Source organism: Nitrospira sp., from assembly GCA_029194675.1.
Lineage (GTDB): Bacteria > Nitrospirota > Nitrospiria > Nitrospirales > Nitrospiraceae > Nitrospira_D.
In genome coordinates, this window is the sequence record JARFXP010000002.1 from 534,960 (window position 1) to 556,373 (window position 21,414).

Below are 21,414 nucleotides of genomic sequence, written 5' to 3' on the forward strand. Positions count from 1 at the left end.
TTCAACAGCCTGTTAGAGATGGCTCAAGCCTTGGCGCCAGGTCCGTACTTATCCAACAGGGATTGAAGTTCTTCCGGGATCGGCATTGATTTAAACGGGGGCACCCGGGCACCTCCAGTATTGCCGTTTGGAACCCAAATTCGTGAGAACAGTAGGGCCCCCACGATCCGTGGCAGTTGACCGATAATTTCTACAAAATCTCGACGCCTCCAACCGACCTTGAGCATCCACCAATGTGTGCTCGCATGTTCGATCGGAAACGATTGTCCCAAGATATGTGCTCGCTCAAGATGGGAAAACGCGAGTCCGAGGTTCCCGGCATAGTACCGGCTGACCGCCACTGTCATTTCAATATCATAGGCTCTTCGAAGCTCGGGGTGCATACCTTCGTTCCAGATTAGATGGAACTTTTCTCACTGTACCCTACGTATGGATGAGAAACCAGGATGCCGACGCATGATCTTCAAGGTAGGTTCTGTTGCTGGAGGCTACTGCACCACTTCCGCCTTGACGGATGAAGGCAGTATATACAGTGTTTGGTTCTTGATAAGGAATCGATACGGTTGCTCGCCCACATAGAGACCCATCATGCTCTTCGCATTGATCTCCACCTGCACGAGGTACCCAAACACAGGGGGCTTCCCTTTACCTGAGAGATACACGTAGCCTCTTTGTGGCTCTCCAACAAATCGATACCGAGCGGCATCCGGATCAAGCAGAATCCCTTGCATCAAGCGTTTGATGGCATCCTGATACGTTGGTGAGACTGGGACGGCCCCATAGTCGGCACTCGCGATCTGTTCAGGGGTGACGGGTATGGGGGATGTAATGCAACCGAGGGTGAGGAGCAGAAGCAGTGCAGGGACGGTTCTGAGACAGGCCTTCAACGGAGAGATCATTGCTCCTCACGGCAGAAACGGGCAGCTTCTGTGTCGCTCCCTGGCGCTATTCTAAGAGCCGGTGTGTTGACCTTCAATGAGGTTCATCGCAAGGTTCACCGCCTCCACAGCCTTGGTAAGAGGCTATGCACTTCTGAGTCCATCGTTCTTGAGAGGTCTCCGCGTTTGGGAAGCTGAAAACGGACGGTTAGAGGAACAGAAGGGGCGGTGTTTATCCGACCGCCAAATTACGAAAAAACGACAATGAGCGATCAGTATGAGCGAGGGTCTTTCCGGCAAGGAAGGTCCTGAAGGGGTTCATCCGCTGGCGTCAACCACGAAAAAACGAAAATTAGCCAGCTGGTCAACCGAAGGTTGGTTTGGAGAGGGAGAAACACTGAAGGAGTTTATCCGGCGGCGATAATCAAGAGAGGCTTCGCCTGATGAGCCGCCGGCACGAGCAAGCTTGGTTTGGTGGCGGTGACCCGGATCGAACGGGTGACCCGCGGCTTATGAGTCCGCTGCTCTGCCAACTGAGCTACACCGCCACAACGTTAGCGAGAAGGCATTGGATGATAGCTGAAGACTGAGGCCGGTGTCCACCGAGCGGAATTGGAATGGGTACGCCATGTATGGATGAAGTTGCTCGAAACCTGTTATGGTCCTCCGGCTGGGAGTCAAAAGGAGCCAGATGTCGATCGGAGACAATCGTGCGGTGGTGATTACGGGGGCTTCCACCGGAATTGGAGCGGCCTGTGCGCTGCATCTTGATCGATTGGGTTTCGCCGTATTTGCAGGAGTACGGAAATCAGAAGATGGTAAAGCCCTTCAAGCGACGAGTTCCGATCGGCTGGTCCCGTTGGAACTGGATGTGACGAATCTCACGACAATCCAGAAATCTCACGGAATAGTTTCGGAAGCGACGAGAGATCGCGGATTGTTTGGACTCATTAACAATGCCGGAATTGCGGTGGTGGGGCCGCTTGAAGCCGTACCGATCTCCGGTCTCCGGCAGCAGCTGGAGGTCAACGTCATCGGGCAGGTGGCAGTCACGCAGACCTTTCTTCCATTAGTCCGACAGGCACGGGGACGGATCGTGAACATGGGTTCCATCGCAGGACTCTCAACGATGCCGCTTATGGGACCCTATTCGGCCTCGAAGTTCGCACTGGAAGCGATTACCGACGCGCTACGCTTGGAAGTCCAGCAATGGGGGATCCATGTCTCAATAATCGAGCCTGGTGCGATCGCCACACCTATTTGGAACAAGTCGGCCATAGAGGCTGCTGAGAGAGAGACGGCCATAGAGGCCGAACTTCGAACGCTCTATACGCCTATGGTAGCCGCTGTGAGGAAGGTGGTTGGACAAGCGTCGAAGCGAGCGATCTCGCCTGATGCGGTCGCAAAAGTGGTTGAAGACGCGTTGATCGCATCGACTCCCAAAACGCGGTATCTAGTTGGAACCGATGCAAAGTTTCGCGCGCTTATGGTGAGACTCCTTTCCGATCGGATTTCAGATCGGATGCTCACTTGGATTTTAAAGCTTCCACACTGAGTGACCAAGCCAACCTTCACCTTGGGACCACGACTCCGGTGGTTTCCGCTGTCTGTTCATTTGTGGCCGACGATGCCCTCATTGTTTATAAGGGCCAACCGGAAGGAAGACTTGCTGTTGAGGAGGGACTGATCAGCCGACGAAATCCGGGTTCAAACGGGTCAGAGGTTTTACAGAAACGGCTTTGATCTCATTGTAGACGATGGTGCGGCCGACTTGTCTGAGGCGACTGAAGACACCCTCGACGATCACTTGATCACCCTCGTGGACTTCCAGCTGTCCAAGGCTCACGACTTTGAGAGTGCCGGCTTGGTCCTGTAGCAAGAAGCCATAGGCAGGCTGACCCTGACGATTCGTCGCCAACTGTACGTTCATGACCTTTCCTGTGACGACGACATCTTGATGATCGTATAGTTCGGGATGTGCCAAAAGCTCTGCAATCTCGATCAGGCCTGCAGCTGCGGCTGGAGATGGTAACGGACTCATGGGCAACAGGAGAAGAAAGCAGACAACCGCCCATGCAAAAGAGGTTCGTTGGATGGCAGGCTCTGTTGTCATTGCGACCGACCAATTATACCGAGCTGCTGGTGATTGGCAACCATGAAAGTTTACCATTTGTCGGAAGCTCTGCCGCTGCTGTCTTCTCCGGTAAAACTGCGAAGAATGTGTTGCTGCAGCTCCGTCAGTTCGGAGGGGCCGGCCTGGTGCTCTGTTGCGAGCGACTCCGGCTCCTTCGAAATGCGCGTCGTGCGTTTGAGGAGTTCTTCATCCAGCACCTCGTCGCTTGGGTCCAAATCTTTTTGGATGGAGACCAGCCGTTGGAGACCGAACAATGTCCGGGTCGTTTCGCTGTGCATGGCGTTGGAACTGGCTCCAAACACGAGCGAATTCCAAAATTTCGTTTCACTGGTCTCCGGTATTCGAATCTGAGCATAGGCCGTGAGTTTTTCGATCAAGGCCGACTCAGTTTGCTCAAGACCATCATAAGTGGCTATCGATCGTTCGATGGGGGTACGAGACAGAACCTGCATGGTCTCATTCCAGAGATCAAGGGAGACTCTGTTGCCAAGTCCTGCCGCAACGCCGGAGCATTTGGTTTGGAGGAGGGTGAGATACTGTGCCAAGAACTTCACCTTGCGGGCCGCCAAGGTACCGGCCGGGATTCCCCAGATATGGCCGATCTCATGATCAGCCAAGGTTGTACGATCCGACGTGTGCTGCTCACGCTGCGCCAGCTCCAGACGTTTCTTGAACCGCTCGGCAAAGCGAAGTTGCGTCTGCATCTCAACGACCAATCGATGCTTCTGATATTCCTCCGCAGGGATCTCATTTCTGTCCCAACTTTCCTCCAATAGCCGCAACGTCGTCGATGGAACGGCCGCACGAGCTTGCCCTCTGAGTCGTTCGATGGTCTCTGAGGATACTCCACGCGCGCTCAGCAGTGCGGCAGCCCGGGTGGCCAGCGCCCTTGCCATATGAGCCTGATTGTTGAGAGCCACACACTGAAGCCATGTTCGTTCTCGGCGAAGTCGCGCCCGTCGCCGGTATTCATTCCGGCGCTCGATCATCGCCGTGATCGATTCCTGCGTCATCGTCGTGACAGGTTTCTTGCCGGACACGCATCGGGGGTCCGGTCTGTCCGACACCATATAGAGGATTTCCTCGTGAGTGATGTCCAGGTACTGAATCAACAGGAGCCGGAGGATAATGCGGCCTTGGATCGGCAGGCCGGCGATTACCTCCTCGATCATCTCGGTTGTCAGCGGCGAGCTTACCAGTGCTTGTGCCATGATGTCTTTGTCAGCCTCAACCTCCACCTTTCTCAAGATTTCTCAAACACCGGCTATGCTGTTCCGGTTCGTTGTTGCTGCTGCTGTTCCAATTGGAGCGCCACATATTCACGGATCTCCTGTACGCTGCCGCTGACGAACATTTCTCGTGGGATTTCTACCCGCACAAGCCGAGAAGGATCGATCCCTCGATCTTGGGCATATTGTTCATCGATGTACAGGCTTACCGAGCCATCAGGAAAGCGCACGGCGTAGAGAGCGGTGGTATCAGTCATTGATACTCCAGCAAGTGACATTGTAGAGGTATCATAGGCCTCGTCGGGCTGTCAAAGCTGCAGAGACGCGCGGCAGGGCTGCAGTTCATTGCCGTTAAAAACGAAGGGTCTTCGATCGTCACGACCGAAGACCCCTAGTACTCGCGCTGATCCGGCTATCTAGCCGCCGAGGGTGTCGAGGGTTTCCTTGAGACTGCGTCGGATGCAGGTAAAGATCGGAGTGTCCCGCAGGGTATATCGCGATCCCTCCGTCTCCCGCAGCGCCATCACCAAGTCGAGAAAATCTTCCGGCTTGTCGCTTTCGAACGCCACGACCCATTCCTGATCGTCCAAACCGAACGAATACGTCGTGTTCAGCTTTACGGATGGGAACCGATGCCCCACTTCGATGTGCTCGTCCATCATGCCCTGGCGTGCTGCCTTCGTCAGCAGAAACCACTCTCGTGTCTTGAGAAACGGATACACAAAGATGTACTTGCTCTTTCCCGGCACCACCGTCAGACGTTTCCCTTCCTGTCCCGCGTGTGAGTGGTGGTCGACATAGACGGATCGCTTCGTCAGCGCCAAGTAAGAATATGGGGTGGAGAGATACTGCCCAAGGCCGGAGGCAAGCATCTTGGTGCCCATGTCCTGGAACAGGTCGAGATCGTAGCTGATACGCCACAGCATGAAGTCGCAGTCTCCGCGAATGCCGATGGTGGAATAGGGGACCACCAACACTTTGCCGTTGAAGTCCTCCACGGCCCGGAGGAACTCTTGTTTGCCCTGGGTGCGCACATCCTCCGGCAGGCGCCGCCAGGCCGGGTCCACTTTATAAAAAACAAAGTTTACATACTGGCGCCGAGGCGTCGGGGTGGCAGCAGGAGTATCCGGGGTCGACATTCAAAGCTCCTTTAGTAGATTAAAAGGAAACACTTCTTCATTTTTTCTTCGTTTAGCATTTCCCCTTTGGTCTTGTCAACGGGAGAGCAAGGCGGAAAGAGTATTCATTGACAGCCCACCAGGGTTCTGTTACTCGCAGTCCTATGAAATCTCCTGTGTGCGCGGCTGTGTGGATAATGGCGGTCTGGACCTGTGGCATCGCCTGTCCGTCTGCCGCGATTGAGGTGCAGCCGGAACAAGCACAAGTCCAGCTGGCGCTCGATCGAGGGAAAGAGGCAGCGGCACACCGTCAAGCTCCCGAGATATTTTATACCCGATTCGGAAGCGGCGACGATCTGCATCCTGCGGGGTTTCTTGTCACGAAACTCGGAGGATTGTCGGTCATGGCAACACACATGGCCTTACGAGGGCTTGAACCGAGCGCAGCCGATATTGCACAAGTGACTGAGGCCTCGACGATGCTTGTGAGCACGGGGATCCTTGGGGAGAGTCCTTCATTTGCCGTAAACAGTTATATCGTCCTTGACCAAGGGGGAAGGATAGTCAAGCCCGTCACTGTACGGGTCGATGGCCAAGCCGGTCGGAGTTCGGTATGGCCAAAATCTCCAAAATTCCGGGCAAAAGTCGTAGCCACCTTCAGCTATGCCGATTTCGATCCGAATGCGCAGACGACCATCACAGTATTTCCTGCGACCGGCGGAGCGGTCCACTTTTCGCTCAATTTCACCGACATTGATTAGCGTATGCCAATGACACCATCGGCGCGCATGTCTACTGCCGAAACCATCGCGATTGGCTCCGAGCTGATCGTCGGTGGCCGGTCCGACAGCAATTCGCTGTTTATCGCAGATGCCTTGGCCACGATCGGCATCGAGGTCAAGTTTAAGACAATTGTTGGAGACGATCAGTCGGACATTGCCGAAGTCCTGACAACAGCCTGCCGTCGGGCTGGCATTGTGATTCTGACGGGGGGCTTAGGTCCTACGGTCGACGACTGCACCAGAGAAGCCGTCGCGTCGGTAACGGGATTCCGACTGGCTCGCCGCAAAGAAGCGTTCGAGAGCATGAGGGCCAGGTTGGCTCAGTGGGGGCGAACACCGAATCGCGGACAGTTGCGGCAAGCCTTGATTCCGTCAGGGGCTACGGTCTTGCCAAACCCGGTGGGGTCCGCGCCTGGCTTTGCGCTGACATGGCGGAACGCGCGCGTGATTGCACTGCCTGGTGTCCCCAGTGAAATGCAAGCCATGATGCAGCAATCGGTGATTCCGTGCTTGTCGGATCAACTCGATCGATCGAAGCAGGCACGTCTCCATCCCATCACACGAGTGATCTTTCATACCTGGGGCTTACCTGAGTCCGATGTGAATACAAAGCTGCAGGGCCTCATAGAAAAACGGACGCCGGTTGCGCTGGGGCTTCTGGCCTCGCCGACAGGAGTGCTGGTGTCGCTTACGACGAGGGCGCATCGATCGATCAAGGAAGCCGTTCTTCTGTCATTGGTGGAAGGTGTCCGTACGAGATTGTGCGATTGGATCTATGCCGAAGGGCAGGGCACGTTGGAAGAAGTAGTTGGTCGACTGCTACGGCAGCAGAATCTCACTGTCGGAGTAGCTGAATCTTGCACGGGAGGGCTCATTGGCTACCGGCTCACACAAGTACCGGGATCCTCTGCCTATGTCGATCGCGGGGCGCTCTGCTACAGCAACCAAGCAAAGACGGACATGCTTGGTGTGCCGGCGCATCTTATCGAGCAGCATGGAGCAGTCAGTCGAGAAGTGGCTGAAGCCATGGCCAAAGGGATGCGAGACCGCGCTGGTGTGTCGGTGGCATTGAGCGTCACGGGCATTGCCGGGCCGGGCGGTGCGACAGAGACCAAACCCGTCGGGCTAGTCTACATCGGGCTCGACGGTGGTGGTGATGACGTCATGGCAAAAGAGTTTCGCTTCCACGGCGATCGGTCCGTCATTCGACAGCGTGCTGCTCAGGCGGCCCTTGATATGCTTCGTCGATGGCTCATCGCCAGAGGAGAGGCATGATACGGACTTTTCTTGCCGTGGAACTGGGAGAGGATCTCCGCAACCGGATCATGCTGGTTCAACAAGACTTGAAACAACGACTTGGCCGGGAATCCTCACCAGACATCCGGATTACCTGGGTGCAGCCGTCGTCCATTCACCTCACGATGAAGTTTCTCGGCGATACGGACGAGCTCCTGGTCGAGCCTATGCGTGAGGCCGTCGAACGGGCCATGACAGGCCATGGGGCTGTCCACATGACGGTCGAGCAGCTCGGCGTATTCCCTCGTCTTCAACAGCCACGTGTGCTCTGGGTCGGTCCGTCGGAGCAGTGGGAACAGGGTGATGAGGCGAAGCGATTAGTGGCCCTGCATCGTGCCGTGGAGGATGGTTGCCGATCGTTCGGCTTCGCACCGGAAGGTAGGTCCTTGAGTCCACACCTGACGCTCGCGCGGATCAAGGTAGGGGAGCGCCACGTCGGCCAGGCTCTGGCCAAGAGCGGTGTCATGGACCGGCCTATTTCATTGGGTGTGCTGGTGGTGAAGTCGGTCGTCCTGATGAAAAGTGAACTACGACCGACGGGATCTCTGTATACGAAGTTGTGGGAAGTGAGAACGGGTTGTCATGGGTACCCGCAGTGATGATGCTCCCCACGTCGGCATCCGGCCTGTTCTGAGGTTAACTGGGCGGGAATCCACAGCCTGTTAGAGCGTCGCCAATGCGCGCTCCAGATCGGCGATCACATCCTCGATATCCTCGCAGCCGACCGAAATTCTCACGAGCCCGCTCGTGAGTCCTTGCCGCTTCATGACGTCTGCCGGCGCCGCGACATGAGTCATCGAGGCCGGATGCTCGATCAACGTATCGACCGTGCCCAGGGACACCGCCAACGTGCAGAGCGTCAGTCCTTTCAACAGCCGCTTGGCCGCTTCGTACCCACGGGCCAACTCGAAGCTGAAGCAGCCGCCAAAGCCGGTCATCTGCCTGGCTGCCACATGGTGTCCGGGGAACTTGGGATCGCCGGGATAGTACAGCTTGCTGACTGCGGGAAGACCGGCAAGAAATTCAAAGAGCTTCATCGCGTTGTCGTGATGCCGTTGCATGCGCAAGGAAAGGGTTCTGATGCCTCGCAGCAGCAGATAGGCGTCGAACGGGCTGAGAATGCCGCCGGTGTCGCGGCGATAGAGGCGAATCTTGGCGGCCAGTTCAGAGCCGGCCACGACGATGCCGCCGATCACGTCGCCGTGGCCGTTCAGATATTTCGTCGCGCTATGGAGAGAGATATCGGCACCCAGATCCAACGGTCGCTGAAAATAGGGGCTGGAGAAGGTGTTATCGACGATCGTCACGATGTTTTTGGGTCGGGCCAGGTCGGCGATGGCCCGGATATCGGTGATCTTGCACGTCGGATTGGCGGGGGTTTCGTAGAACATCACCCTGGTCTTGTCGCGGATGGCGTCTTCGACGGCCTTCAGATCCGAAGTATCGACGACCGTAGAGGTAATCCCCCAATCGGCTAAACGTTCCGTGATCAAATGAAAGCTTGAACTATATAGCACTTCCCCACAGATCACATGATCGCCGGCTTTCAGAATACTCAACAAGCTCGCCTGGATGGCCGCCATTCCCGACCCAAAGGCGACGGCTGCCTCTCCGTTTTCCAGATCAGCGACCACCCGCTCGACGGTTTCAACCGTCGGATTTCCCATCCGGCTGTAGACGTGCCCGTCGCGACGCCCTAGAAAGAGATCCGCGCCGGCTTCGGGAGAATCGAACGCAAACGTGGAAGTGAGAAAAATCGGCATCGTATGGGCGTTCATGGGCTTCGTCTGTCCGTCGGCATGCAGTTGTCTGGTCGTAAAGCCTTGCATGGGTCGACTCCTCTGCTCGTGCCTGTCCATCCTAGCGGTACCCTTCCATCATATTATGCAATACGCCTTGGTCATCGTCGAGGCTCAGGAGGGATCGCCACATCGGTGACCTTGTTTTCGTCATCCAAAAGCAGGATCACCGACTTCCCTTTCGGCAGGTTGCTGAGCTTTTCCTCGACAAAAGGCCGGACTTCCACATAATGTTCTTTCCCGTCGTTGGTGCGAACCGTCGCCATCAAGACCGGTGGGGTGACCAGCGTCGCATCGAGTTGTCGATCAGAAGCTTTGGGAACCGATCGCTTCCATTCCTGGACTTGCCGGGGGGGCTAACTCTTCGTTCACAAAGGTCGCATCCAGAATCTTGCCGGCTTCACCGATCAGAAACAAAGCTGGAACCCCGATCGGCAGCGCAGCCACCTTCAAGCGAGCCAACGGTCGAACGGCGAATGCCTCTTCTTTGCCGTCGTCCGTTCTGATCACGGCCCATTCATATCCGACGATGAGCGGCTGGGCCAATTGTCCTTTGATGATGCGATGCCAGCCTGGCGCATTCACCGGATGATAGTCAACCACGAGATTCTCGGCGCTCACCGCAAGCTCAATTCGGTCGCCCTTCTTGAGCGACCACTCTCCTTTTTCCATGACGCCCTTGGTTGGAATGAATCGAGGCTGCAGTTCGCCGACATTGACCTTGATCATTCCGCCTTCGATCGCTTCCACGATGTGAAAAATTCGCTCCCGATCGGTGAACATGTAAAAGACCGGGGAGAGCTGGCCCACGTCCTGAGCGAAGGTGCCGTACCAGACGAGATGGCTCGCGAGCCGGAAGAATTCCGCCATCATGACGCGGATAACTTTGGCGCGATCCGGGACATCGATGCCGGCGAGTTTCTCTACGGCGAGGACATAGGGCAACTCGTTCATGACGCCCCCGAGGTAGTCGATCCGGTCGGTATACGGAATGAATGTGTGCCAGGTCTGACGCTCGCTCATCTTCTCCGCCCCGCGATGGTGGTAGCCGATGTCGGGCACCACATCGACGATTCTCTCTTCATCCAATTGGAGAACCAGACGCAAGATCCCGTGGGTGCCGGTGTGGGCCGGTCCCATGTTGAGGAACATGAAATCGGATGTCTCACGCGAACGTTTCATTCCCCACTCTTCAGGACGAAACTTGAGGGCCGCTTCTTCCGCTTCCTGCTTGTCCTCCGGCAAGTAAAACCGGCCTATCTCGGTGGCCCGAGCCGGATGATCTTTCCGCAGGGGATGGCCTTGCCAGGTCGGCGGCATCAGAATCCGTCGGAGATGCGGATGACCGACGAAGGTGATGCCGAACAAGTCCCAGACTTCCCGCTCATACCAGTTGGCGGCGGGCCAGAGATCGGTGATGGTGGGAAGAGCAGCGGCTCTTTCCGTAAGCGGGATCTTCAGGCGCACGTCTTCATTCCGCTCGAACGAGAGCAGGTGATAGACCACCGTGAAATCGCTGGGAGATTGATCCTGCCTCACCCGCCGGACCCGCTCGTCGATCGCCGTGAGGTCATAGAGCATCTTGTAGGGCCGTTGCGCTTCGGTCTTCAGGTAGCCGAGCACCTCGCGCGCCCGCTCCTTTGTCGTCCAGACGGTGGGAATCCCGTCACCAGTCTCTTGTCGACCGAACGTGCCCGACCCGAATTGATTGCGGAGCTCATCGACGATTGCGGTCTGCGTCATTTCCACTTTTCCCGTTTCAACTCGGCCACCGGTAACCTGTCTATCGTCAGCAAGTCCGTCGCTTGTTCTCTCTCCGCTCGTTTGTGATCGCGTTGCGAGGGCATCAGTGGTCTCGACACTTGTCGGTCGCCCATCACCCAGCTCAGCGGCCGCCGCTCCCGGCCGACCTGTTCCTGCAACCGCAACAGGCCTTCCATAAACGTATGTGGAGGAGGAGGGCAGCCGGGAAGATAGACATCCACCGGCAGGAACGAATCGACCCCCTGGACAACGGAATAAATGTCGTACATGCCGCCGGAATTGGCGCAGGATCCCATGGAAATCACCCAACGGGGCTCCATCATCTGTTCGTACAGCCGCTTGATGATCGGCGCCATCTTTATGAAAACGGTTCCGGCGATGACCATCACATCCGCTTCACGTGGACTGCCCCGGACCACTCCAGCGCACCGACCCGCCACACATAGGCCAGCGCGATAAACAGCACCGCGATGAACACGAGCATTTCACCGAACCCAAGCCAGCCGACCTCCGGCACCGCCACGGCCCAGGCGAACAGATACACGGCTTCCAGATCGAAGATCACGAACAGCATCGCGACCAGGTAAAATTGCACCGGGAGCCGGTTTTGCGCCGAGCCCGTGACGGCAATTCCGGATTCATAGGGTTCGTCGGTCGCCTTCTCGCGATGCCGTTCGCCTAAGAGAGCGGAGATGCCGATCATGCCCGCCGCAACGACCAGGACCGCGATAAAATAGCCGGCCAGGGGCCAGAGGTGGTCGGTCACCCATGACCTCCATGATGAGACATGACGTGGGAAGCGTCGCGCCGTCGGTTGTGTCGCAGCGTACCGGGATCACGGACGATGCCACTCGACGCGGCCATGCTTTCTTCACGCAGCCGTTTCAGCCCCCGCCGCATTCAGTCACGACACCCCCTTCTTGCCGCGGTGATATCTGTGCAGATGTTCTATGATCTTCTTGTCATCACCGGCGATGATCACCCCGCATGATGAATCGACGAGCGTCGGAGTCATGTTGTGTCCGGAGATTCGTTTCAGGCGCTCCCGCTCGGATTTGTCTTTCGAGACGTTCCTCAAGATGCAGTCGATCCCCCATTCAGACATCTTGTGACGAACCTGAGCGCTGTACTCGCATTCCTCAAACTGATAGAGCTCAAGCATTTCTTAAGTAAAGCAAATCTCTTCCCATGAACACACTCGCAAAACCCCTAGCAGACTACGGAAAAACCCTTTGTCCAACATTCGAGAGCCTCAGGACGAGCGGAGCAATCATGGAATGTACTGAGGTGTTCCAATCGTGCTGAGCCTTGCCATTGCTCGATTTATGCGTGCCGTGCTCATAGACTCTCCTGTCTGCCTCCTGAAGCACGAAACAGCTTGTTCCAGCCGGTGCAGACTGTCTCCGTTGCAAGAATCCACACCGAACGCGGAACCCCATGGCTTAATAGCCGCGCCTTTTTGCGTCGGCGTCTGAAGAGGTGTGTTATAAGAGCATAGAGAGGGAAAACAGTGGACGAACAGCTTCGAAATCAGTTGTCCAGGCATAGGACCGAGTTGGCCAATGAACGGACGTTGCTGGCTTATATCCGAACTGCGTTAGGTTTTGTGATTGTCGGGGTGCCGGCCATGTGGTTGTTGGACCACCCATACGTACAGACGCTCGGTGCGCTGGCGTTGGCGGCCGGCGTGATATGCCTCGCTCTCGGTATAAGCCGGTTCATAGCGGTCAAAACCATGATCACGCGGGCATTCGGTTCCCAAGTCGACAAAACGGCTTAACGTCCAGCGGAGGATTTCATGAGGCTATCCGCCTGAGGCGGGAGGAAACCCTGGTTTTCGTTAGACGCGTTTGTGAGTCTGGCACCCAACTCAGGCGATATCATCGGGATCGTCAATCCCGGAGTCTTCGCCATCGGCGATACGGTTTCATTGACCGGAGGGTTCAACTTTAGACCTCTGCCGCAGTTCCAGCCTGAAAGCACGTCGAACACACCCTCTGCTGCTTTGAGCAAATCTCCGTTCTGCAGGTTGCCCCATCCCATCTCGAATGCCGTCGAAACCGTATGATGGGAGAGCGCGTGGCGAAGGGGGACAGGCGTTCTTTGATCAAAGAGGATGTTTACTCGAGAAAATCGTTTTAGGTTTCCGCCAGGCTGACTCCAATCCAGCATAATGACAGACCGCCTACCCTCTGTCCTATTGTTCCTTCTTTCGAAAGCCGGTATCCTCGCGCGCCAAGAGAAGAAAAGTATTCCAAATGAATTCAACGTATCCAATTAAAGAAGGACAAGTTTTAAGTGGTTCCCTTTTCAACGAACCAATGCGGGTCGAGACAGTTCGTTTCGGCGGAACAGACACTTGGATTATCGGTCTTGTCGGCACGCAAACTGAACGCTTCAGAAACGTTACCCTCACTCTCTCCGATATCAAGACACTTCGGATCCAAGACCCTACACATACCTACACCGGCGACGGCAATCTCCTCCGTCTTGGATTGCAAGCCTATGCTCTCGGCATTGCCTACGAGTTCGATCCGTATTTCGGTCTCTCCATCTCCCGAGTCGATCCTCTGCCCCATCAGCTAGAAGCCATCTATGACCATCTGTTGAAACTCGCCAGGGTCCGATTTCTGCTCGCCGACGATGCCGGTGCCGGAAAGACCATCATGGCCGGTCTACTGATTCGGGAACTGAAGTTGCGTGGGTTAGCGGAACGCATCCTCATCGTTTGTCCAGCCAACCTTACATTTCAGTGGCAACGAGAGCTGCGGGAGAAGTTCGACGAAAAGTTTCTCATCCTCAAGGGCGACGATATCCGTGACCAATTCGGCGTCAATCAATGGTTGGAACAAAAGCACGTGCTGACCTCACTTGATCTAGCCAAGCGCACGACTATCCTGCCTGGTCTCCGTCAAGTTCGGTGGGATCTCGTCATTGTCGATGAGGCCCATCGCATGTCTGCGTCCGATTCGGAGCACAAGAGTCAGCGCTACCGATTGGGTGAGCTGCTTCGCGATATTAGCGACCATATCCTCTTGTTGACCGCCACACCGCATAAAGGCATCCCGGAAAACTTTAGCCTCTTTCTGCAGCTCTTGGATCAAGACGCCTACGCAGACGTCCGCTCCATCAGGCAGGCGATGGAACGCCGCCACGCGCCGTTCTATCTGCGACGGACCAAAGAGGCGATGGTGTATTTCCCCGAACGGCAGCCGGACGGCAAATGGATTGCCAGAAAGATCTTCACCAAACGTATCCCCCACACGGTGGACTTCAAGATCGACGGCCAAGAGGACCAACTCTATCGCGAAGTCACGGCCTATGTGAAAGCCCAATCCCATAAAGCAGCAGCCCAAGGGGATGATCCGCGCGCCCGTGCGGTGGGATTCCTCATGGCACTCTACCAGCGACGGCTCGCCTCCAGCACCTATGCGCTGCGCCACTCCCTGCAGAATCGTGCCCGGCGTCTAGAGGAAGGCCTGAAACGGGCCCAAGAGCTCGCTAGGCTCGCCCCGCCCGAACTGCCCGATCCCGACGAATTGGAGGAGATGGAGGAATCGCAGCGGGAACGACTGGAAGAAATTCTGGAAGCCATCACGTTGGCGCAGAATCCCGAACAGGCCCGCGAGGAGATCCAAGAACTCAAAGAATTGGCAATGCAGGCGGGGCAGGTCGAAGAGGCCGGAGTCGAGGCGAAGCTCTCTCGGCTCAAAGATGTCCTCCAGGAACAAGGCTTTTTCTATCATCCTGATCAGCGGCTTCTCCTTTTTACAGAGTTCAAAGACACGCTCGACTATCTGGTGAAACGGCTCAAGACCTGGGGTTTCCGCGTGGGATTTATCCACGGCGGGATGAAACCCGGATCGAGAGATGAACCAGGAAGCCGCCTCTACGCCGAGCAGCAGTTCAGGGACGGCGCCATTCAGGTTCTGGTTGCCACAGAAGCAGCAGGCGAAGGCATCAATCTCCAGTGCTGCCACATCCTCTTCAACTATGACATCCCGTGGAATCCCAATCGGCTCGAACAGCGAATGGGCCGCATCCATCGCTACGGACAGGTCAAAGACTGTCTGATCTTCAACTTTGTTGCCACGAATACCGTCGAGGGGCGCGTCTTACAGAAACTGCTTGAAAAACTCCAAGAGATCAGGGACGCACTCGACGACGACGCCGTCTTCAACGTGGTCGGAGAAATTCTTCCCGCGTCGAGACTGGAGAGTGTCTTGCGCGATTACTATTCGGGACGCCTCGGAGATGCGGACCTCGAAGAACGGCTGCTGCGCGATGTGAAAGAGAAACGCTTCCGCGAAATCTGCCAACATGCCTTGGAAGGGCTCGCCTCAAAGAAGCTCAACCTCGAAATGCTGCTCGAACGCCGAGCGCGGGCGCAAGAACGGCGCGTGGTGCCGGAAACGATCGCCCGGTTTCTCCGCGAAGTTGCTCCGCTGGTTCCGTTCACGCTCAAACCGGTTGCCTCGCTCCCGCATACATTCGAGCCAGGAAGTACGCCCCACATCCTTCGGCAGTTTGAGACCAATCCGGATTGGAAATGCCAACCCTTGGCCAACCGATACCCGAAGCTCTCAACCGATCGGGAGACAGCCGAAACGCACAATCTGGAATGGGTGACACCAGGACATCCCTTGTTCGAGGCCCTGCGCCGCCATGGCTTGAATCAGGCTCAAGAGAGTCTCGCGGTCGGAGCCTGCTTCTATTCGCTGGAGCATCCAGCGCCAAGCCGGATTGATTTCTACCGAGCCCGTATCGTTGATGGATTGGGTAATGTCGTCCACGAACGCCTCTTTGCCGTGCAGGTATCGGAAGATGGGGCATGTCGCCTCCATGAGCCCAGCGTCCTCGGGAATCTCCAAGCTGCTCCGGCCCCCAAAGCACTGCCGGGCGTCGCGACCTCCCATGATACCCAGCAATGGTTACATCAGCAGGCGCTTGACCCGTTCCTGGGAGAAGTCCGCGCCGAGCGCTTAGAAGAAGTGGACCGCGTCAAAGCCCATGTCGAACTCTCGCTGCAAGAACTGTTGGAGAAAGAAGATCGGCTCATTGGCCGGTTTGCGGAGGAAGCAGAACGAGGTGTGGAAGGAGCGGCAGGCAGTCTTAAGCTGGCGGAAGACCGACATGCCGTGCTGCTCGCTCGCCGGGAAAAGCGTCGTCAAGAATTGGAACGGCAGCGGTCCCTCACGCTGCAATCCGTGGAGCGAATGACCAGCGTCCTCGTCTTCCCACATCCGGAGCGTAACAAGCCGGAGGTCAAGAATCTGCGGCCCGATCCAGAGACGGAGGCGATTGCCATGCGGGTCGTCATCGAGCATGAACAGGCACAAGGCCGCACGGTGACGGACGTGCATGAAAAGGACTTGGGGTACGACATCACCAGTTTGGATACGCAGTCCGGTGAATTAAGGCTGATTGAGATCAAAGGAATCGGGCACGAGAGCGGCACCGTCTGCCTCACGCCGAACGAGAAGCGGGTGGCCGAAGATCGTCGAGACTGCTATTGGCTGTACGTGGTGACTCACTGCAAATCCCAGCCGCGTCTACAGGAGCCCATCAAAGACCCGGCGCGTCTGGATTGGCACGAGGTCAAGAAGGTGGATCACTACTATCTGTCTGTGGATGCGATGACGCAGCCGATGACCGTGCGCGAGAAATCACCTCCATATGGAAAGAAGGAGTTGTAATCGCCAAGATCAGTGCGATCCTCGGTAACCTATATTCCTTAATAACTGCTTCCACTGTAAGTAGGAGGTGTCTATATTATGAGCATTAAAAGAGCTACGGTTCTGTGGATTGAAGCTGAGCCACTCTCAGGGGGCAGCCATAGTCAGGTGGAATTTCCGGTTGAGGTCGGCCCTTTCTTTGGAGGAAGCTCGAATCCAGCAGTTGGGAATGAAATGGATATTTCTGTGAGATGCGCTGGAATTTCATTCGCCCATAAGAAAATGGATTTCCACCATAACAATGTTTGGCGTCTTAATCTTCCCACTGCGAAACAAGGCTTAGGCCAGTACCGAGACTCATTACTTGTTTTTCAGAAAACTGATGATAGAGGCCGATTTCTTTTATGGAAAGAAATTGTTAAAAGCCCGCTGGGCAAGAAGCTACGGAAACAGGCGAAGAAAAAAGGCCAGATCATCAGAAGAAGGAAGACAACGGGTGGCTTCCGTGAATGTGGTTGCTTCTAATTGACTCAATGCTCATGCCACTCGACCCCCAAGTCAAGCGCCTTGCAGAAAGAGACTTCCCAATAGCACGTGTTTCTGCCTATTCGATAAAAGAGAAGCCAGTAGCTCAAGCACATCCCAAATCCCTTCACCTGTGGTGGGCTAGGCGCCCACTAGGTGCGTGTCGGGCCATGCTCTTAGGACTATTGCTGCCAGATCCGTGTGACCAACTGTGTCCCGAACATTTCAAAAAGAAAGTGCGGGAAATTCTGCCCCAAGTCATTGGAAACATAGGTCCAACCGATGAAGCTCTCAGGAAAGCGCTCATTAGGTTTGTTGGAGAGTTTTCCAACTGGGATGTGTCAGCTGACAGAACTTACCTTGAAGTTTCTCATGCCCTAGTAAAGGCAGTGCATGGTGAAGCGCCACCGCTCGTCGCAGACGCTTTTGCTGGAGGTGGATCCATTCCACTTGAAGCATTACGGCTCGGATGTGAGGCCTTCGCGAGTGATCTAAACCCAGTCGCTTGTCTTATTCTCAAAGCCATATTGGAAGATATTCCACGTCACGGTACCAAGCTTTCTGATCTCGTGTGGAAGATTGGCAGGCAAATCGAAGAGAAAGTTAGTAAAGAGTTAGGTGCTTTATATCCTCGTGATCGTGAAGGAGCCAAACCCATTGCATATCTTTGGGCTCGAACGATTCACTGCGAATCGTCCCAGTGTGGAGCTGAAATTCCACTTATTCGTTCATGGTGGCTCGCTAAATCAGGCAACCACCGGGTTGCACTTCGTTACAGTGTTTGTAGGCCTGAGCGCAGAGAGCAGAGGCCCAGAATTGAATTTGAGGTCGCCAACAATCCTTCTGAGAACGAAATTCCTAACGGAACGATTGTACGCGGCAATGCTGTCTGCCCTTGTTGTGGGAACACAGTCAGCGGGGAGCGAGTACGTGCACAATTAAGGAACCAACGAGGTGGCGGCAATATAATTCTTGATAAGACGGGCTCTCGCTGTGGGGGCGCTCGCTTACTCGCTGTTGTCTGTTCCCCCGCGACGGGCAATGGCAGGATTTATAGAAAGCCCCGTGAAGAAGATTACCGCCCTATTCGAATCGCTGACGAAAGGCTAAGAGAGATTATCGCGCGCGACGAATTTGAGCCAGGCCTATCTATTGTCCCGAACGAGAATCTCCCCCCCAAGGGAACACTAGGTTTCCGGATCCAGAATTATGGCATGACGCAATGGAGGGATCTTTTCAATCAGCGGCAATTACTGGCTCTTTGCACGATATCAAAGCTGATAAGGGAACTTGATGCAGCCGATAGCACAATGGCTAGTGTCAAAGAAGTACTCGCACTATCGGCCGACCGCTTGGTTGATTTTAATTCCACCTTGTCTCGCTGGGCCTCGAACCGCCAAACATCTGCGGCCACCTTTGGCAGGCATGCTTTACCGATGCTCTGGGATTACTGCGAAACTTCACCACTATCTGGATCAACAGGTAGCCTTCAATCGTCTCTTCGAATAGCTCGAGATGTCATAAACGCTACCTTGTGGTCTGGCGCAGAACGAGCGACGGTTGTTGTGGGCGACGCAACAGATATTGCCATTCCTAGCGACTCTGCTGCAATTTGGTTCACAGATCCCCCTTACTACGATGCTATTCCATACTCTGATCTATCAGATTTCTTTTATGTGTGGTTGAAGCGAATGCTCCCCGGACATTCGCTTTTGCGAGACATATTCGATCCACGCAATCCGCTTACACCCAAAGCCGAGGAGGCTGTCCAAGACCGGGAGAAGATCGTAAACGGTCACCCAAAAGATCGCGGGTTTTTCGAAAACAAGGTAGGCCAGGCGTTTTACGAGGGACGCCGGATTCTAAAGGAAAATGGGATTGGTTGTGTTGTCTTTGCTCACAAAACCACCGAAGGCTGGGAGGCACTATTATCAGGCATGATCAAGGCTGGTCTCGTGATCACCGCTTCTTGGCCTATCTCAACTGAACGTCCGAGCAGATTGCGCTCTCAGGCCTCTGCTGCCCTTGCCACTAGTGTTCATCTGATCTGCCGGCCACGATCAGAGGAAACGACCGGCGACTGGGGCGAAGTGTACCGCGAATTGCCAGTTCGCGTTGGGGATTGGATCGAACGATTGCAGTCTGAAGGTGTGCGCGGTGCAGACCTCGTTTTTGCCTGCATCGGCCCGGCGATGGAAATCTATAGCCGGTACTCGAAAGTCGAAGATGCCGAGGGGAGAGTGATCCCGCTCGGTGGAGATCCCACCGCGAGTGAACCATACAAGCGTGGGTTCCTTGCCTACGTCTGGGAAACCGTGGGTCGATTGGCACTCCAACAAGTACTTGGTACAGCCGAAGCTCGCGCGCGCAACGGCGCGGCAGGAGCCGTCGAAGAAGATGCGCGGCTTACGGCTGTCTTCCTCTGGACGCTGCAAAGTACGAGTGGAGAGGGTGAGTCCAAGGTTGAAGGTGAGGACGATGAGGACAGGGATGTAGAGGATAACGAAGAGGATAGTGGTGGGATGAAGAAGAAAGCAAAGGGCTACACGCTGATCTTCGACGTGGTCCGGCGGTTCGCTCAACCGCTTGGAATCCATCTCGACCAATGGGAAGGACGGATCATCGAAACCGAGAAGGGGATCGTCCGTCTCCTGCCGGTGAGCGAGCGGGCGGAGCAGCTCTTTGGCGAAGAAGGCGCCTCTGCCGTTGCCACACGCATTGAGCAGGAGGCCCGCCTCAATCCGCAGATGACGTTAGAGTTTGCGTTGCCGGAGTTGGAAGCACCGGCCCTGAAAGGTCGTGGTCGAGGTAAGAAGGGCAAGGCAAAGTCGATCAAAGAAGTCGGCGACGAAGCATTGACTGCTCGCCGCGAGGCCACAACGCTTGATCGCGTCCATGCGGCCATGTTGTTGCAATCCAGTGGCCGTGCCAATGCCTTGCGCGCGCTGCTCAAAGCAGAGCAGGAACGAGGTCCCGACTTCCTGCGCCTCGCCAACGCCATGTCGGCTCTCTATCCAAAAGACAGCCAAGAGAAACGCCTACTCGATGCGATGCTGTTGGCCGTTCCACGATAACAATGTCTGAAGACACGACTAAGACAGTCTGGCAGGTATCCGGTGGACCTTCCAATCGTTCCTATATCGATCTCTTGCTGAAGCATGGTGTCGCGCTGATTGGACCAGGGGCTATTGGCCCCTGGCATTCCGACCGGAAAGATGAACTGTATGAGGGTCATTTTGTTCGCCACTTCGCGACAGAGGTTCATGTCGGAGACATTGTTCTTCTTCGCCACGGCATGTCAGCGGTTGTGGCCGTTGGATTGGTCGCGAGCGACTACGCCTACCTCCCTCAGTTTGACGACGTGAACGGGTGGGATCTTCAGCATGCGAGACGTGTGAGATGGTTCAAACTCCCTCACCCACATGACTTTTGCGCTCCAGTATTTGGCGCCAGCCCGCCACGCCTCTCCCGTGTGACAAATTCCAATGTGGTCGACTATGCCCGCCGCTTTATTAATTCTCCGCCGCATGACTGGCAGAGTGCCACGCTACCATCACTTCCACCTGCCGAGCTGCTCATGGACGATGTCCCGCCATATCTCATGCATCTCGTCGGCCAAGTGAGAGACCTCTCGGGGTTGTACTGGGACAAGAAGAATTTCGGTGATCCGCCGACCGAAGATGAGACGATATGCCACTTTCTTATCCCTCTTTTGGGCTCGCTTGGATGGCCGCCAGAGTACGTTGCTGTGAAATGGAGAGACATCGATGTGTGCCTCTTTAGTCGCTTACCTCGTCTGCCGGAACACTGCGCTTTTGTTATTGAGGCGAAACGCTTCGGAGAGGGCATTGAGGGCGCACTGGGCCAGGCCAAAGGCTATCTCGAAAAACTTGGAGTTGTCCGCGACATCGTCGTTACCGATGGTATTCGCTATCGACTATATCAAGGCGACAGGGATTTCGAACCGGTTGCATACGCAAACTTAGCTTATCTCAAGCAATCGGCCTTAGCCTTATTCGAAAGGCTACGACGGCAGTAGAGGGGAACCATGAATCTTGATCCTTGGTACAAAGTTGCAACGCCGCGTTCCGAAGTGCAGGATGGCCGGTCATTCAATCCACACGAGTTTGCGATCGCTCTCAATCTAAAATCTAGCGAAGAGAAGCGCCTCCTCGACGCAATGCTGCTGGCTGTGCCAAGATAGGCGTGTCATG

Annotated in this window: 22 protein-coding genes and 1 tRNA gene; 10 read left to right on the forward strand and 13 right to left on the reverse strand. The window is 55.5% G+C overall.

Features of this window, described 5'->3' with window-relative positions:
• Positions 1 to 23 precede the first annotated feature (23 nt).
• Both P0120_11465 and P0120_11470 read right to left on the reverse strand, forming a co-directional pair.
• Positions 24 to 383, reverse strand: coding sequence for a DUF3703 domain-containing protein (locus tag P0120_11465; GenBank protein MDF0674936.1), 360 nt, complete (start codon positions 381 to 383; stop codon positions 24 to 26).
• Positions 384 to 488: 105 nt separating this feature from the next.
• Positions 489 to 899 carry a hypothetical protein gene (locus P0120_11470; GenBank protein ID MDF0674937.1) on the reverse strand — a complete coding sequence of 137 codons (411 nt, stop codon included), beginning with the start codon at positions 897 to 899 and terminating at the stop codon, positions 489 to 491.
• Positions 900 to 1,155: 256 nt separating this feature from the next.
• Here P0120_11470 and P0120_11475 point away from each other — a divergent pair, with 256 nt between their 5' ends.
• Positions 1,156 to 1,302 (forward strand): hypothetical protein, encoded by a 147-nt coding sequence (locus P0120_11475; protein ID MDF0674938.1) that lies wholly within the window; start codon positions 1,156 to 1,158, stop codon positions 1,300 to 1,302.
• Positions 1,303 to 1,350: 48 nt separating this feature from the next.
• On the opposite strand, the gene P0120_11480 is transcribed toward P0120_11475, so the two are convergent.
• A tRNA-Met gene (locus P0120_11480) sits at positions 1,351 to 1,426 on the reverse strand.
• A gap of 143 nt (positions 1,427 to 1,569) precedes the next feature.
• Here P0120_11480 and P0120_11485 point away from each other — a divergent pair.
• Positions 1,570 to 2,433: an SDR family oxidoreductase gene (locus P0120_11485; GenBank protein ID MDF0674939.1), complete on the forward strand. Its 864-nt coding sequence runs from the start codon at positions 1,570 to 1,572 to the stop codon at positions 2,431 to 2,433.
• Between the two features lie 132 nt (positions 2,434 to 2,565).
• Here P0120_11485 and P0120_11490 read toward each other — a convergent pair whose 3' ends face one another.
• The 4 genes from P0120_11490 to P0120_11505 all read right to left on the reverse strand — a co-directional run bounded on the left by P0120_11490 (position 2,566) and on the right by P0120_11505 (position 5,380).
• On the reverse strand, positions 2,566 to 2,991 hold the full coding sequence (locus P0120_11490; protein MDF0674940.1) for a hypothetical protein: 426 nt from the start codon (positions 2,989 to 2,991) through the stop codon (positions 2,566 to 2,568).
• 50 nt (positions 2,992 to 3,041) lie between these two features.
• Positions 3,042 to 4,223 (reverse strand): hypothetical protein, encoded by a 1,182-nt coding sequence (locus tag P0120_11495; GenBank protein MDF0674941.1) that lies wholly within the window; start codon positions 4,221 to 4,223, stop codon positions 3,042 to 3,044.
• A 53-nt stretch (positions 4,224 to 4,276) separates the two neighbouring features.
• The gene (locus tag P0120_11500) at positions 4,277 to 4,498 is read right to left on the reverse strand and encodes a hypothetical protein (protein MDF0674942.1); all 222 of its coding nucleotides are present in this window, start codon (positions 4,496 to 4,498) and stop codon (positions 4,277 to 4,279) included.
• A 159-nt stretch (positions 4,499 to 4,657) separates the two neighbouring features.
• Positions 4,658 to 5,380 (reverse strand): chlorite dismutase family protein, encoded by a 723-nt coding sequence (locus P0120_11505; protein ID MDF0674943.1) that lies wholly within the window; start codon positions 5,378 to 5,380, stop codon positions 4,658 to 4,660.
• 143 nt (positions 5,381 to 5,523) lie between these two features.
• Between P0120_11505 and P0120_11510 the strand changes: the two genes are divergently transcribed.
• The 3 genes from P0120_11510 to thpR are packed head-to-tail and all read left to right on the forward strand — an operon-like array spanning position 5,524 to position 8,036.
• Positions 5,524 to 6,120, forward strand: coding sequence for a hypothetical protein (locus tag P0120_11510; protein MDF0674944.1), 597 nt, complete (start codon positions 5,524 to 5,526; stop codon positions 6,118 to 6,120).
• 3 nt (positions 6,121 to 6,123) lie between these two features.
• Positions 6,124 to 7,416 (forward strand): competence/damage-inducible protein A, encoded by a 1,293-nt coding sequence (locus P0120_11515; protein ID MDF0674945.1) that lies wholly within the window; start codon positions 6,124 to 6,126, stop codon positions 7,414 to 7,416.
• Positions 7,413 to 8,036: an RNA 2',3'-cyclic phosphodiesterase gene (gene thpR / locus P0120_11520; GenBank protein MDF0674946.1), complete on the forward strand. Its 624-nt coding sequence runs from the start codon at positions 7,413 to 7,415 to the stop codon at positions 8,034 to 8,036. Before P0120_11515 ends, thpR begins: the two co-directional genes overlap by 4 nt.
• Positions 8,037 to 8,099: 63 nt before the next feature.
• Here the strand turns inward: thpR and P0120_11525 are convergent, their stop codons facing one another.
• The 6 genes from P0120_11525 to P0120_11550 all read right to left on the reverse strand — a co-directional run bounded on the left by P0120_11525 (position 8,100) and on the right by P0120_11550 (position 12,162).
• Positions 8,100 to 9,266: an aminotransferase class I/II-fold pyridoxal phosphate-dependent enzyme gene (locus P0120_11525; protein ID MDF0674947.1), complete on the reverse strand. Its 1,167-nt coding sequence runs from the start codon at positions 9,264 to 9,266 to the stop codon at positions 8,100 to 8,102.
• Between the two features lie 71 nt (positions 9,267 to 9,337).
• A complete protein-coding gene (locus P0120_11530; protein ID MDF0674948.1) occupies positions 9,338 to 9,502 on the reverse strand; it encodes a hypothetical protein in 165 nt (54 codons plus the stop codon).
• 40 nt (positions 9,503 to 9,542) lie between these two features.
• Entirely contained in the window at positions 9,543 to 10,979 is a 1,437-nt protein-coding gene (locus P0120_11535; protein ID MDF0674949.1) for an NADH-quinone oxidoreductase subunit C, read from the reverse strand.
• Positions 10,976 to 11,386, reverse strand: a complete 411-nt coding sequence (gene nuoB, locus P0120_11540; protein MDF0674950.1) for an NADH-quinone oxidoreductase subunit NuoB — start codon at positions 11,384 to 11,386, stop codon at positions 10,976 to 10,978. Before nuoB ends, P0120_11535 begins: the two co-directional genes overlap by 4 nt.
• Entirely contained in the window at positions 11,386 to 11,766 is a 381-nt protein-coding gene (ndhC, locus tag P0120_11545; GenBank protein MDF0674951.1) for an NADH-quinone oxidoreductase subunit A, read from the reverse strand. Before ndhC ends, nuoB begins: the two co-directional genes overlap by 1 nt.
• 138 nt (positions 11,767 to 11,904) lie before the next feature.
• Positions 11,905 to 12,162: a glutaredoxin domain-containing protein gene (locus P0120_11550; GenBank protein ID MDF0674952.1), complete on the reverse strand. Its 258-nt coding sequence runs from the start codon at positions 12,160 to 12,162 to the stop codon at positions 11,905 to 11,907.
• 348 nt (positions 12,163 to 12,510) lie between these two features.
• Here P0120_11550 and P0120_11555 point away from each other — a divergent pair, with 348 nt between their 5' ends.
• The 5 genes from P0120_11555 (at position 12,511) to P0120_11575 (ending at position 21,239) form a co-directional block, all read left to right on the forward strand.
• Positions 12,511 to 12,780 carry a DUF202 domain-containing protein gene (locus P0120_11555; GenBank protein MDF0674953.1) on the forward strand — a complete coding sequence of 90 codons (270 nt, stop codon included), beginning with the start codon at positions 12,511 to 12,513 and terminating at the stop codon, positions 12,778 to 12,780.
• A gap of 541 nt (positions 12,781 to 13,321) precedes the next feature.
• On the forward strand, positions 13,322 to 16,696 hold the full coding sequence (locus P0120_11560; protein MDF0674954.1) for a helicase-related protein: 3,375 nt from the start codon (positions 13,322 to 13,324) through the stop codon (positions 16,694 to 16,696).
• Between the two features lie 78 nt (positions 16,697 to 16,774).
• On the forward strand, positions 16,775 to 17,200 hold the full coding sequence (locus tag P0120_11565) for a hypothetical protein (GenBank protein ID MDF0674955.1): 426 nt from the start codon (positions 16,775 to 16,777) through the stop codon (positions 17,198 to 17,200).
• Positions 17,201 to 18,912: 1,712 nt separating this feature from the next.
• Entirely contained in the window at positions 18,913 to 20,274 is a 1,362-nt protein-coding gene (locus tag P0120_11570; GenBank protein ID MDF0674956.1) for a hypothetical protein, read from the forward strand.
• A gap of 2 nt (positions 20,275 to 20,276) precedes the next feature.
• Positions 20,277 to 21,239, forward strand: a complete 963-nt coding sequence (locus P0120_11575; protein ID MDF0674957.1) for a hypothetical protein — start codon at positions 20,277 to 20,279, stop codon at positions 21,237 to 21,239.
• Positions 21,240 to 21,414: the final 175 nt, after the last annotated feature.

Bases quoted from the DNA above. Each gene is read 5' to 3' on its own strand.
- P0120_11560 (MDF0674954.1), top strand. From the start codon at position 13,322: ATGCGGGTCGAGACAGTTCGTTTCGGCGGAACAGACACTTGGATTATC.
- P0120_11465 (MDF0674936.1), bottom strand. From the start codon at position 383: ATGCACCCCGAGCTTCGAAGAGCCTATGATATTGAAATGACAGTGGCG.
- P0120_11550 (MDF0674952.1), bottom strand. From the start codon at position 12,162: ATGCTTGAGCTCTATCAGTTTGAGGAATGCGAGTACAGCGCTCAGGTT.
- P0120_11575 (MDF0674957.1), top strand. From the start codon at position 20,277: ATGTCTGAAGACACGACTAAGACAGTCTGGCAGGTATCCGGTGGACCT.
- P0120_11565 (MDF0674955.1), top strand. From the start codon at position 16,775: ATGAGCATTAAAAGAGCTACGGTTCTGTGGATTGAAGCTGAGCCACTC.
- P0120_11515 (MDF0674945.1), top strand. From the start codon at position 6,124: ATGCCAATGACACCATCGGCGCGCATGTCTACTGCCGAAACCATCGCG.
- P0120_11475 (MDF0674938.1), top strand. From the start codon at position 1,156: ATGAGCGAGGGTCTTTCCGGCAAGGAAGGTCCTGAAGGGGTTCATCCG.
- P0120_11535 (MDF0674949.1), bottom strand. From the start codon at position 10,979: ATGACGCAGACCGCAATCGTCGATGAGCTCCGCAATCAATTCGGGTCG.
- P0120_11485 (MDF0674939.1), top strand. From the start codon at position 1,570: ATGTCGATCGGAGACAATCGTGCGGTGGTGATTACGGGGGCTTCCACC.
- P0120_11510 (MDF0674944.1), top strand. From the start codon at position 5,524: ATGAAATCTCCTGTGTGCGCGGCTGTGTGGATAATGGCGGTCTGGACC.
- P0120_11500 (MDF0674942.1), bottom strand. From the start codon at position 4,498: ATGACTGATACCACCGCTCTCTACGCCGTGCGCTTTCCTGATGGCTCG.
- P0120_11530 (MDF0674948.1), bottom strand. From the start codon at position 9,502: ATGGCGACGGTTCGCACCAACGACGGGAAAGAACATTATGTGGAAGTC.
- nuoB (MDF0674950.1), bottom strand. From the start codon at position 11,386: ATGGTCATCGCCGGAACCGTTTTCATAAAGATGGCGCCGATCATCAAG.
- P0120_11505 (MDF0674943.1), bottom strand. From the start codon at position 5,380: ATGTCGACCCCGGATACTCCTGCTGCCACCCCGACGCCTCGGCGCCAG.
- P0120_11495 (MDF0674941.1), bottom strand. From the start codon at position 4,223: ATGGCACAAGCACTGGTAAGCTCGCCGCTGACAACCGAGATGATCGAG.
- P0120_11525 (MDF0674947.1), bottom strand. From the start codon at position 9,266: ATGCAAGGCTTTACGACCAGACAACTGCATGCCGACGGACAGACGAAG.
- P0120_11470 (MDF0674937.1), bottom strand. From the start codon at position 899: ATGATCTCTCCGTTGAAGGCCTGTCTCAGAACCGTCCCTGCACTGCTT.
- P0120_11490 (MDF0674940.1), bottom strand. From the start codon at position 2,991: ATGACAACAGAGCCTGCCATCCAACGAACCTCTTTTGCATGGGCGGTT.
- thpR (MDF0674946.1), top strand. From the start codon at position 7,413: ATGATACGGACTTTTCTTGCCGTGGAACTGGGAGAGGATCTCCGCAAC.